Raw genomic sequence first — 11,731 nt, 5'->3', positions numbered from 1 at the left:
TTTATTAAGCTGTTGCAGTAACGTCAGCTAATTCCAACAGATGATCAGCATAAACTTTCACATCTGCCCAGTCGGTATAATCGATAACTGACTTAGGATCAGTTGGCCCCTTAGTCATCTTCATAATCAACTGAATCGCCAATCTGTCATACCAAGGCCATGAAGGATAATCCACTTTGCCCGCAATAATTTTAAGATCAGCAGGCGTCCATGGCGATAACGCAATGAACTTTTGCAGATATTTATTATTTGCAGGGATACGTTTTTCAGGATTTCTCGCCACAACATTGACGCAGAAAAAACTGTTTGGCAATGCGCCCAGAGCCTGAGCATGCTGCTCAATAAATTGAAACACGCTCTTATCATAGGTGCCATAGAGCACGCAGGCACCTAAGGCAACGACATCATAATCAGGCCAATTAATACAAGTCGCAGCAGCACTGTTGATATTGATGAGGTCAACCTTAGCGTCACGAAATCTTAATTGCTCGGCAATTGCACTGGCAATCTTGGCCGTATGGCCACCACGGGTAAAATAAAGTACGAGGACGCGTGTCATAGGCAATTTCCGATCCACTGAGTAATACCACCATTGTGGCAAGGTTACATTAAATAAACCTCTGATAGGATCACAAATCAGTCGTATCTCATATTCTGAGATGCAAAAATTGAGATCTGCATTGCCGAGCAGTATGATTGCGTAAACACATGTGTTCAATTAGAATTATCTAATCAAAAGCGATAAAGTGAGTGACCTTATGCAAAATGATATAGATGTAGATGCAATGGTAACTAATGCGGAAAGTGCGGCTAAATGGCTCAAGGCCATAGCGAACCCTTATCGCCTAATGATTTTATGTCTATTACTAGACAAAGAGTTGAGCGTAACCGAGCTCAACGCCACAGTGCCATTAAGCCAGTCGGCCCTATCCCAGCATTTAGCCGTATTACGCGCAGAAGATCTCGTGGATACCCGTAAGAGCTCGCAGATTGTTTACTATAAACTCAAGAACGAGCAAGTCACCCAAGTGATTTCGATTCTGCATAGCCGCTACTGCGCGGCCTAACACTGCAAAATTAGCCTAAATTTAAGCCCTAACCTCTTGCAAGTGATTAGGGCTTAATGGTTTTTAATGTCGGCTAAAACGGTTACCGAAGGCATCGACTTTTGCCCAATCGGTAAACTCAAAAGTACCTGTAATATCCGTTGGCCCTTTAGTCAACCACATGATAAAACGTATCATGGTCCGGTCGAAGAAACCGTATTTAGGGTAATCAATCTTGCCTGCAAACACTTCTAACAGCTGGGGTTGCCACAGTGAAAGCTTGAGAAACTTTTGCATATAAGGATTGGTTTCAGGCGTATTTTTTAAGGGTTTGCGCGCCACTACGTTAACGGTAAAAAAACCATTAATCTTAGTATCTAGCACTGCATGGTGGCGATTCACATACTGATAAAGCTCTGGTCTATGCTTACCATAACGAATACTGGCACCAATCAGCACTTTATCAAAATCCACTAGGCTCAACGCTTCCGCCTGCTCTAATGTGGCGAGCGAAACCTGCTCTCCCGCCTGTTCAGCAATCGTCTTCATTTTTTGGCAAATTGCCAATGTTTGGCCATCAATCGTCGAATAGATTATTAACGTCTGCATGATTAATTCTTCCAAAAAGTTGGCGTAAACAAAATCAGTAAGGTAAATACTTCGAGGCGACCAAACAGCATAGCCACGACCAATACCCACTTTGCTCCATCACCAATACTGGCATAATTGCTCGCTACCTCACCTAAACCTGGGCCTAAGTTGTTTAAGCATGCCGCCGTGGCACTAAAAGCCGTAATATCATCTAATCCCATCGCCATGAGTGCAAGCATACAAATCACAAACACCAGCGCATAGGCAGAAAAGAATCCCCAAACAGCATCAACCACACGGTCGGGTAAGGCTTTAGAGCCAATCCTAATCGAAAACATTGCCTTAGGGTGAACAAGTCGTTTCAATTCACGTGAACCCTGTAGCAGCAGTAAAATTACTCGAATGACCTTAATCCCACCCGCAGTTGAGCCACCACAACCACCGATAAAACTCGAAAACATTAATAGTATGGGTAAAAATAATGGCCACAGATGGAAGCTATCAGTGCCAAATCCAGCCGTAGTGGCAACTGAGACAGCCTGAAATAAAGCATGATCTAAGGTTTCTTCTGGCGAATCATAAATACCAGAACGATAAAGCGTGAAGAAACAAATCGCGGTGAGAATAAGTTGAATCGCCACCAGCATCTTAAATTCAGCATCTTTAAAATAGACTCTAACGTTAATCCCACGTCGTGAAAATGCCGCAAAATGCACGCTAAAGTTAACCGCAGAAACAATTAAAAAGAACACACAAATAAGATTAATAGTAGGACTATCGAAATAGCCCATACTGGCATCGTGGGTCGAAAAACCTCCGATGGCAATGGTCGAAAATGAATGACAAATGGCGTCAAAAATACTCATGCCCGCCCACCAATAAGCCGTCGCGCAGGAAATCGTTAGCAGTAAATAGATATACCACAGTGCTTTCGCGGTTTCGGCTATCCGCGGGGTCATCTTACTGTCTTTCACTGGCCCCGGAATTTCTGCGCGATAAAGCTGCATTCCTCCCACACCGAGCACAGGTAAAATAGCCACTGCGAGCACAATAATCCCCATGCCGCCAAGCCATTGCAGCATATGGCGGTAAAACAAAATGGCCTTAGGTAGGAAATCGAGCCCGACAATGACAGTGGCTCCGGTGGTGGTTAACGCAGAAAAAGATTCAAAGAAGCTGTCTGTCCAGCTTAAGTCTGGCTGACTCGAAAAGATAAACGGCAAGGCACCAATAGAACCCAGTACAGTCCAGAACAGCACGACAATCAGGAAGCCCTCTCGCGTACGCAATTCCTCTTTGCAGTGGCGGTTCGGATACCAGAGCCAAAAACCAATAAATAGGCTAACAAAAAATGCCTGCATAAACGCCGTGCCGCCGCCATCGTTATACCAAACAGCGATCAGTGCTGGTGGCAGCATAGTGATTGAAAATAAACCAATCAGCAGGCCTATGATTCTAATTATGGTTTTATATTGCATTACGCGAGTTCAATTATTCCATTGGCTGTAAAGGTATTTTCAGCATTTGGGCTATTTTGGCATAATTTACGCAGGCATCACAGCTCAAACTCGGGCCTCAAACTTCCTTGACTCAGTGTCGCCAGCGACTCACAAAGCCATGCCTGTTGCTCTCGCCCTATCTCAAACACAATATCGACCGCTGTGGCAAATTGCTTATCAATGATCACGGCATCCACTTGCTGTAATAGATGCTCGACATCGCGCAGCTGCGCATAATCACAATGCAACTTGGCGGGATACCGTAACTGTTTGAGTTGCGTCGGTAATTGAATCAAGCCTTGCCTTAAGCCCGACGTATAAGCCCGAACGAGTCCACCTACGCCTAGCTTAGTACCGCCATAGTAACGCACGACAACAGCGCCAACTTCGCCAATATGTGCCCCTTGCAACACAGCTAACATAGGGCGGCCTGCACTGCCAGCGGGCTCACCGTCATCACTCGAACCAATCAAGACGCTATCATCCGGTGCGCCAGCAACAAAAGCTGAGCAATAGTGGCTTGCGCCGGGATAGTCACGCTTTATGTCAGTAAGTACTAACTTTAATTTATCGACACTATCGCAATGAAAGAGAAAAGAGATAAAGCGACTATGCTTTATCTCTTCTTCAATGACGATTTCATCACAGGGAACGTTATAACTTTCGAGCACGAATTCGCCCTAATCTATTTTCAAACATCAATCGGCTAAGCCGAGCTCACGGGTCATGTTCTCGTTTCTATCTTGATGCACTATGACGTTATCTTCGATACGAATACCGCCAAAAGGCCTTAACTCATCAACCGTTTGCCAATTGATCTGTTGGCCACGACTATCTTGTTTAAGCTCATTGAGCAAAGTATCTATGATGTATAACCCAGGTTCCATAGTCAGCACTTGGTTTGGCGCTAAAATGCGGGTGCAACGTAGGAATGGATGGGCCTCGGGCGCCGCGATATGGGTACCGCGCTCATCGTGGGAGAAGCCACCCACGTCATGTACTTGTAAACCTAACATATGGCCTAAACCATGGGGGAAGAAAGCACTGGTAATGCCTTGATCAACCAAACCTTGGGCATCCCCCGTGGCTAAATCAAAATCCAATAGCATTTGCGCGACTTTAGCGTGAGTCGCTAAGTGCAAATCAGGATAACGCACGCCGGGGCGCATCATGTCGATAAGCTCCAGCTGCGCCTTATTCATCGCAGCGATCAACTCATCGAAACGATTCTTCTCGAATGCATAGGTTCTAGTGATATCAGACGCATAACCAAAGTAGCTCGCGCCCGCATCGATAAGAAAAGACAAACGTTTCGCAGGGCTTTGATGCTCGAGCGCGGTGTAATGCAAAATCGCCGCATTTTGATTAAGAGCGATAATATTGCCGTAGGGCACTTCATTTTCGCTCTGGCCCACGGCAGATAAATAATGCTGTTGGATCTCGAACTCATTCGCACCGTTATAAAACGCATTTTTAGCCGCCAAATGTCCCTGCACCGCAATTTGGTTGGCGCGGCGCATACATTCCAGCTCATATTCAGTTTTAGTGGTTCTGTGGTAATGCAAATAGCTCATCACAGCATCGGGATTGCGACTGGTAAAACCCAGCACTTCGGCTACATCTAAATGCTCACCCAAATAAGCCCAATTAACTGTGTCTTTAGGTAACAGCTCAGCGACCTTATCGGCCTTAGTTAACAGCTTAATATCAAAATGCTCGGTCCAGAACATATCCGGCACATCGGATACTTTGTGCCAAAAATCCACAGGACGATAAAAAATCAGCTGCGGCTTATCGCGACCATTGACGACTAACCAACAATTCGGATTATCTAACACTGGCAACCATGCCTTGAAGTGCGGGTTTGCTTTAAAGGGATAATTGATATCATCCAAAAACATCCGATGCGGCTGACCCGAATGGATCACTAAACCAGACAAGGCTTCTCGAGACAAAATCTCTGCGACTCGGCGGTTTAACTCGGCAATATGGGCACGATAGTGATGAGCCAACTGATCCATTTGTCATCTCCTGCAATGAATAAAAGTTAATATTATGAGCCAAATTTGCCCACATAATCTTAATCTGATCATGAACAACAGATTCAATCAAAACGTTAAACTGTCACTCAATCTAAAATAAATGGCTGCTGAATAAAGAACATTAAAGCGATAACATCATGATTATTTTTAATAATTCTATTCAACCCTAGCATGGCTACAGCGTTTAAACGTCTAAGGAAAACAGCCGCAAAGACCTATTTATCCGCAAAGTGATTTAACGCACTCTAGGTGTTCTACACTCTGTGCAGTGTATCACAAAGGTGAAAAATCACTCTAGCCGACAAGAAATTAAACAGTCGTTTAAATTGGGTGTTGTAATTTATCGAATTTCGAAGCACACTGGCACACAACTGGTCAAATGATGGCCGAAGCTGCTGTGAGATAGAGAGTCGTACTAGCACCAACACATAATGGTGGGTATCACTTTTAAGCCAAAAGGAAGCAAGCAATGATCTACCAAAGTCCTACAATTCAAGTTGAGTTACTCGAGGATAATATTGCCAAGCTGTGCTTTAACGCACCCGGTTCGGTGAACAAATTCGACAGAGAAACCCTCGCTTCGCTCGATGCCGCATTAGACAGCATCAAGCAAAATTCCAATATCAAAGCGTTAGTGCTGACCTCAAGTAAAGATACCTTTATTGTGGGTGCCGACATTACCGAATTTTTAGGCCTATTCGCACAAGATGACGCCGTACTGCTCTCTTGGGTTGAACAAGCCAACGCTGTCTTCAACAAACTCGAAGACTTACCTTTCCCAACAGCATCTGCAATCAAAGGCTTTGCCTTAGGTGGCGGCTGTGAAACCATTCTGGCAACGGATTTTCGTATCGCAGATACCACAGCCAAAATCGGTTTACCTGAAACTAAACTCGGCATCATCCCAGGCTTTGGCGGCACAGTTCGTCTGCCACGTGTGATTGGTGCAGATAACGCACTTGAATGGATCACCACAGGTAACGACCAACGCGCTGAAGATGCACTGAAAGTCGGTGCTGTGGATGCTGTGGTTGCGCCAGAAGCATTAGAAGCGGCTGCGATTCAAATGCTCAAAGATGCTGTTGCTGAAAAGTTAGATTGGCAAGCGCGTCGTAACCGCAAGCTGTCTGCCCTAACGCTGCCAAAACTCGAAGCTATGATGTCATTCACCACTGCTAAAGGCATGGTGTTTGCTGTTGCGGGTAAACACTACCCAGCACCAATGGCCGCAGTAAGCGTGATTGAGCAAGCATCGACTAAAGGCCGCACCGAAGCACTGCAAATCGAGCATCAAGCCTTTATCAAACTGGCTAAAACTGACGTTGCTAAAGCGCTTATCGGTATCTTCCTTAATGATCAATTCGTTAAAGGCAAAGCGAAAAAAGCGGGTAAATTAGCCAAAGAAGTGAAAAATGCTGCCGTATTAGGTGCTGGCATTATGGGCGGCGGTATCGCCTACCAAAGCGCCAGCAAAGGCACACCGATTGTCATGAAAGACATTGCCCAGCCAGCATTAGATTTAGGCCTCAATGAAGCCGCCAAACTGCTGTCTGCCCAAGTTGCTCGTGGTCGTTCAACGCCAGAAAAAATGGCCAAAGTGCTGAACAACATCACGCCTTCATTAGATTATGCTGCGCTCAAACACAGTGATGTCGTCGTTGAAGCCGTTGTTGAACATCCAAAAATTAAAGCACAGGTTTTAGCCGAAGTTGAAGGCTATGTGAGTGAAGATGCAATTATCGCGTCAAACACCTCAACGATTTCAATCAACTTGCTCGCTAATAGCATGAAGAAACCTGAGCGTTTCTGCGGTATGCATTTCTTCAACCCAGTGCACAAAATGCCGTTGGTCGAAGTTATCCGTGGTGAGCACAGCTCTGAAGAAACCATCGCCTCTGTTGTGGCTTACGCCAGCAAAATGGGCAAAACGCCAATCGTGGTAAACGATTGCCCAGGCTTCTTCGTTAACCGCGTACTCTTCCCTTACTTTGCAGGCTTTAACGGCTTACTTGCCGAAGGTGGCGACTTTGCTGCAATCGATAAAGTGATGGAAAAACAATTCGGCTGGCCAATGGGCCCAGCTTACCTACTCGACGTAGTGGGTTTAGACACAGGTCATCACGCCCAAGCCGTTATGGCTGAAGGTTTCCCTGATCGAATGGGTAAATCAGGCACTGATGCGATTGATGTGATGTTTGAGAACAAACGTCTTGGCCAGAAAAATGGTAAAGGTTTCTATGTCTATTCAGTCGATAGCCGTGGTAAACCGAAGAAAGATGTCGATCCTACGAGCTACGGCCTATTGAAAGCTGCCTTTGGCGAATTAAAAGTCTTTGAAGCCGACGAGATTATCGCTCGCACTATGATCCCTATGATCATCGAAACCGTGCGCTGTTTAGAAGAAGGTATTGTCGCATCGCCCGCCGAAGCAGATATGGGCCTGGTTTATGGCTTAGGTTTCCCACCATTCAGAGGCGGCGTGTTCCGTTACTTGGATACTATGGGCGTCGCAAACTTTGTGGCCTTAGCAGACAAATACGCTCACCTGGGCGGTCTGTATCAAGTGACAGATGCCATGCGTACATTAGCAGCCAACAACGGTAGCTACTACCAAGCCTAATTAGCGGGAAAGGAATTTAATCATGAAACAAGCTGTTATCGTAGACTGTATTCGTACTCCTATGGGCCGCTCTAAGGCTGGCGTATTTCGTAATGTGCGTGCAGAAACTCTGTCTGCCGAATTGATGAAAGGTCTATTACTGCGCAACCCGCAGCTCGACCCAAACACCATTGAAGATGTGATTTGGGGTTGTGTGCAACAAACCCTAGAACAAGGCTTCAATATTGCCCGTAATGCATCGCTATTAGCCGGCATTCCAAAGACCGCTGGCGCTGTGACGGTTAACCGCCTATGTGGTTCATCAATGGATGCTATCCATCAAGCGGCGCGTGCGATTATGACAGGCATGGGCGACACCTTTATTATTGGTGGCGTAGAACACATGGGCCATGTGCCTATGAGCCATGGTGTCGACTTCCACCCAGGTCTTGCTAATAACGTGGCAAAAGCCTCTGGCATGATGGGGTTAACGGCTGAAATGCTGGGTAAACTGCACGGTATTACCCGTGAACAGCAAGATGCTTTTGCAGTACGTTCTCATCAACGTGCTTATGCTGCGACGATTGAAGGCCGTTTTGCCAAGGAAATCTATGGCATTGAAGGTCACGATGCTAACGGTGCCTTAATTAAAGTACTGCAAGACGAAGTGATCCGCCCAGAAACGACTATGGAATCTCTAGCAGCACTGCGTCCGGTATTTGATCCAGTCAACGGTACTGTCACTGCGGGTACTTCTTCTGCACTGTCTGATGGCGCTTCAGCCATGTTAATCATGGAAGAATCTAAAGCGCGCGCACTTGGCTTACCGATTCGTGCACGAATTCGCTCTATGGCGGTTGCAGGTTGTGACGCGGCTATCATGGGTTACGGCCCAGTGCCAGCCACGCAAAAAGCACTGGCTCGTGCCGGTATCACAGTGGCCGATTTAGATGTGATTGAACTTAACGAAGCGTTTGCTGCTCAGTCTTTACCTTGTGTGAAAGATTTAGGCTTAGCAGATGTGGTTGATGACAAAATCAACCTCAACGGCGGCGCAATTGCACTAGGTCACCCACTGGGTTGTTCAGGCGCTCGTATCTCTACGACGCTGATCAACTTAATGGAAGACAAAGACGCGACCTTAGGGTTAGCGACCATGTGTATTGGTTTAGGCCAAGGTATCGCCACTGTATTCGAACGCGTTTAAATCGTTACTCGAATAATTTCAAAGCCGGAACTTGTTCCGGCTTTTTTATGCCAAATTTTCTGCCAGCGTAAATATTAATATTTCTCATTTCTTCTGCTGTTCATTTGAAAATCAGTCCGTTATCAACTTAACTACAAGGGCATCACTGGCTATTGTGGACGACAACAGGCAAGCAATCATCAGCCAAATCTAGGCAGTGTAGTGCAAGGATGCAATTCGTTGTTTTACAAGAGGAATGCCTGATGCTACAAACGGAACAGACCCTTTTCGAACAAATGCGGATCACTGAGCTGGAGATCGAGTCTCGTAAGGCGCTCTTCTCTTTTACTGGGGCGGACGTAAAGGCCCTGCAATCCTTTAAGCCCATCATTGAAGAAAACATAGATAAAATCGTCGATGACTTTTATGGCTTACAAACCAGCGTGTCAGAAATTGCGCTGCTGATCGGAGACTCAGACACCCTTGCCCGCTTACGTACCGCACAGAGAAGATATGTGCTCGATTTATTTAATGGTGTTTATGATCTTGAGTACGTAAACAATCGCCTGCGGATTGGGTTGGTCCATAAACGCATTGGTGTTGAGCCTAAGCTTTACCTGTCTGCGGTACACACACTAAAAGAGCTTATCTACGCCGTGATCAACTGTTCAGTGCAAGATACACATCAAGGCGAATGTATCCGTGTCGCGATTGATAAACTGGTGCTGTTTGATGTCACGTTAGTATTCGATACTTATATTCGCAGCTTAGTATCCGAAATTGAGAACGCTAAGGATAAAGCCGAAAAATATGCCCAAAGCATGGAAAGCAAAGTCAAAGAGCGCACCCAGCAGCTTGAAGAACTGTCGCAAACCGATCCCTTAACAGGCCTGCTCAACGTTAGGCATTTACAAGAAACGGCAACGCGCATACTCAGGGCCGCTCAAAGGCGTGCCGAACCCGTCAGCGTGATCTACTTAGACGTAGATGATTTTAAGTCATTCAACGACACCCAAGGCCATAGATCTGGGGATGAAGTACTGCGCGCTGTAGCAAAAGCGATTAAAGAAATCACTCGGGCCGAGGATCATTGCTTTCGATATGGTGGAGATGAGTTCTGTATCATTATGCCTAACTGCCGTGAAGAACAAGCTCGGGATAATTTCATCACTCGATTCAATCAAAAAATAAAACTCAGTTTAAACAATATTTCCTTAAGCTTTGGCATTATTGATACTGGACCCTATGAGTACGAAGAAGCCAATAGCTTAATTCATAAAGCCGATCAGCGAATGTATAGCTACAAACGTGCATCCAAACAGCAACAACAAACTATGGCGGCAGCAAATGATTTAGCACCTGAGAATAGTACCGCAGATGTCCATTCAATCTCTCAATCTCAAAGCGTTGATAAAGCCGTCGAGTAATTTTTAAACCCATTCGTCATCATGTTCCACGTGGAACATTAAATATCTAACATTCGTATTGATAGAACATATCAATAAAACCAGATCACAAATTGAAACCGCCAACTTGGTTTATCATGGGGGCTGGAGTAACATTAGCTAATTCTGCTTAACCGTTCAGTAGAGGTAATATGAACGACGCTTTCTCAACCGCACAGCATAGACTCGATGCACTTGGTTTACGCTGCCCAGAGCCTGTAATGATGGTGCGTAAAACAGTAAGACAAATGGCTGCCGGCGAGACACTGCTGATCATAGCCGATGACCCTGCGACGACGCGCGATATTCCAAGCTTTTGTGAGTTTATGGATCACACCTTAATTGCCAGTGAAACCACGCAAACGCCATATCAATATTTGATCAAAAAAGGACTTTAAGTCGTATCGTTAACGACTTAATCATAAAACAACGGATGTGAGAAACTATGCCAAAACTGCTGGCGATTGCCTATAAAACTGTAAAACGCGGCCCAATGAATGAAGTTCTCTGTGCCAATGTCACCCAACTCAGTGGCGTAGAGAAAGATGTGTTTGGTCGCCCAGGCAAACGCCAAGTCACTGTGCTTTCCAAACTTCAGTGGCAACAGGCCTGCCATAGTATCGAGGCAGATTTACCTTGGACGACTCGCAGAGCAAATCTGCTCGTTGATGATCTCGTATTTAGCAGTGCCGATGTTGGTAAACATTTACAGATCGGTGAGTTGCGACTTGAAATAACGGGTGAGACCGACCCCTGTAAAAAAATGGAAATAGCACATGCCGGTTTAGAAGCCGCGCTCACGCCAGATTGGCGAGGCGGTGTAACCTGCCGAGTATTGAATGATGCCATGATCCACTTAGGCGATGAGATCACTCTGGTTAATCCAAACTAATTTTATTCCCAGCTACTCGGCTCTCTTAATTAATTCTCCATACTCCTCTGTAAATAGAACCAAGTAACTTGGTTCTATTTCTGCTATGCCAACTCTCTTATCCATATCGCCATGACTTATCCTTCGCTCGGTCATCAATTGAAACAGTATTTACGTTTTCCTTCTTCCCTATTTATGCGATAACTAGGGTCTGTTGATCTTTGCTGTACAAATGTTGTTCAGCAATACATCGGCAGCCACATTAACATAAACGCCAGTGACACCATACTGGCGTAATTTCTTGCTAGCTTGTCATATCTTGTTGATATTGCTCGATAGTGCTTAATTCTTCCAAAAGCATTCTCCACTAAATGTCGATACCGATATAAGCACCAATCGACTCTTTCTTGAGGTGTATTCTTATAGCGGCGCCTTGGAATAACAGATTTCCC

General features: G+C 45.5%; 12 protein-coding genes. 6 read left to right on the top strand and 6 right to left on the bottom strand.

Going from position 1 to position 11,731, the window contains the following annotated elements; translation table 11 throughout:
• Positions 1–4 precede the first annotated feature (4 nt).
• Complete coding sequence (hemG, locus tag L5M71_RS20305; protein WP_263201700.1) at positions 5–559, bottom strand: menaquinone-dependent protoporphyrinogen IX dehydrogenase; 555 nt, start codon at positions 557–559, stop codon at positions 5–7.
• 199 nt (positions 560–758) lie between these two features.
• Here hemG (L5M71_RS20305) and L5M71_RS20300 point away from each other — a divergent pair, with 199 nt between their 5' ends.
• A complete protein-coding gene (locus L5M71_RS20300; protein ID WP_105250823.1) occupies positions 759–1,067 on the top strand; it encodes an ArsR/SmtB family transcription factor in 309 nt (102 codons plus the stop codon).
• 63 nt (positions 1,068–1,130) lie between these two features.
• Here the strand turns inward: L5M71_RS20300 and hemG (L5M71_RS20295) are convergent, their stop codons facing one another.
• From hemG (L5M71_RS20295) to pepQ, 4 genes are all read right to left on the bottom strand, one after another.
• Positions 1,131–1,655 carry a menaquinone-dependent protoporphyrinogen IX dehydrogenase gene (gene hemG / locus L5M71_RS20295; protein ID WP_263183818.1) on the bottom strand — a complete coding sequence of 175 codons (525 nt, stop codon included), beginning with the start codon at positions 1,653–1,655 and terminating at the stop codon, positions 1,131–1,133.
• Between the two features lie 2 nt (positions 1,656–1,657).
• A complete protein-coding gene (locus L5M71_RS20290; RefSeq protein WP_105250821.1) occupies positions 1,658–3,115 on the bottom strand; it encodes a TrkH family potassium uptake protein in 1,458 nt (485 codons plus the stop codon).
• 77 nt (positions 3,116–3,192) lie between these two features.
• Positions 3,193–3,807, bottom strand: coding sequence for a YigZ family protein (locus tag L5M71_RS20285; RefSeq protein ID WP_113941398.1), 615 nt, complete (start codon positions 3,805–3,807; stop codon positions 3,193–3,195).
• A 27-nt stretch (positions 3,808–3,834) separates the two neighbouring features.
• Positions 3,835–5,157 (bottom strand): Xaa-Pro dipeptidase, encoded by a 1,323-nt coding sequence (gene pepQ / locus L5M71_RS20280; protein WP_263180055.1) that lies wholly within the window; start codon positions 5,155–5,157, stop codon positions 3,835–3,837.
• 490 nt (positions 5,158–5,647) lie between these two features.
• Here pepQ and fadB point away from each other — a divergent pair, with 490 nt between their 5' ends.
• The 5 genes from fadB (at position 5,648) to L5M71_RS20255 (ending at position 11,300) form a co-directional block, all read left to right on the top strand.
• Positions 5,648–7,798: a fatty acid oxidation complex subunit alpha FadB gene (fadB, locus tag L5M71_RS20275; RefSeq protein ID WP_263209450.1), complete on the top strand. Its 2,151-nt coding sequence runs from the start codon at positions 5,648–5,650 to the stop codon at positions 7,796–7,798.
• Positions 7,799–7,820: 22 nt separating this feature from the next.
• Entirely contained in the window at positions 7,821–8,984 is a 1,164-nt protein-coding gene (fadA, locus tag L5M71_RS20270) for an acetyl-CoA C-acyltransferase FadA (RefSeq protein ID WP_113941401.1), read from the top strand.
• A 242-nt stretch (positions 8,985–9,226) separates the two neighbouring features.
• Entirely contained in the window at positions 9,227–10,390 is a 1,164-nt protein-coding gene (locus L5M71_RS20265; protein ID WP_006083809.1) for a diguanylate cyclase domain-containing protein, read from the top strand.
• Between the two features lie 170 nt (positions 10,391–10,560).
• Positions 10,561–10,806: a sulfurtransferase TusA gene (tusA, locus tag L5M71_RS20260; protein WP_006083810.1), complete on the top strand. Its 246-nt coding sequence runs from the start codon at positions 10,561–10,563 to the stop codon at positions 10,804–10,806.
• Between the two features lie 47 nt (positions 10,807–10,853).
• Positions 10,854–11,300 (top strand): MOSC domain-containing protein, encoded by a 447-nt coding sequence (locus L5M71_RS20255; protein ID WP_259561419.1) that lies wholly within the window; start codon positions 10,854–10,856, stop codon positions 11,298–11,300.
• A gap of 218 nt (positions 11,301–11,518) precedes the next feature.
• Here L5M71_RS20255 and L5M71_RS20250 read toward each other — a convergent pair.
• Positions 11,519–11,731: transposase (locus L5M71_RS20250; RefSeq protein WP_248943622.1), on the bottom strand; the 213-nt coding region annotated here is incomplete at its 5' end.

Source organism: Shewanella sp. SW1 (assembly GCF_025653545.1).
Taxonomy (GTDB): Bacteria; Pseudomonadota; Gammaproteobacteria; order Enterobacterales; family Shewanellaceae; genus Shewanella; species Shewanella oncorhynchi.
The sequence above is the reverse complement of the archived record's forward strand: the minus strand, read 5'-3'. Positions and strand labels throughout refer to the sequence as shown.

Excerpts from the sequence above, each read along its gene's own strand:
- hemG (WP_263201700.1), bottom strand. The coding sequence starts at position 559 with ATGACACGCGTCCTCGTACTTTATTTTACCCGTGGTGGCCATACGGCC.
- L5M71_RS20300 (WP_105250823.1), top strand. The coding sequence starts at position 759 with ATGCAAAATGATATAGATGTAGATGCAATGGTAACTAATGCGGAAAGT.
- hemG (WP_263183818.1), bottom strand. The coding sequence starts at position 1,655 with ATGCAGACGTTAATAATCTATTCGACGATTGATGGCCAAACATTGGCA.
- L5M71_RS20290 (WP_105250821.1), bottom strand. The coding sequence starts at position 3,115 with ATGCAATATAAAACCATAATTAGAATCATAGGCCTGCTGATTGGTTTA.
- pepQ (WP_263180055.1), bottom strand. The coding sequence starts at position 5,157 with ATGGATCAGTTGGCTCATCACTATCGTGCCCATATTGCCGAGTTAAAC.
- fadB (WP_263209450.1), top strand. The coding sequence starts at position 5,648 with ATGATCTACCAAAGTCCTACAATTCAAGTTGAGTTACTCGAGGATAAT.
- fadA (WP_113941401.1), top strand. The coding sequence starts at position 7,821 with ATGAAACAAGCTGTTATCGTAGACTGTATTCGTACTCCTATGGGCCGC.
- L5M71_RS20265 (WP_006083809.1), top strand. The coding sequence starts at position 9,227 with ATGCTACAAACGGAACAGACCCTTTTCGAACAAATGCGGATCACTGAG.
- tusA (WP_006083810.1), top strand. The coding sequence starts at position 10,561 with ATGAACGACGCTTTCTCAACCGCACAGCATAGACTCGATGCACTTGGT.
- L5M71_RS20255 (WP_259561419.1), top strand. The coding sequence starts at position 10,854 with ATGCCAAAACTGCTGGCGATTGCCTATAAAACTGTAAAACGCGGCCCA.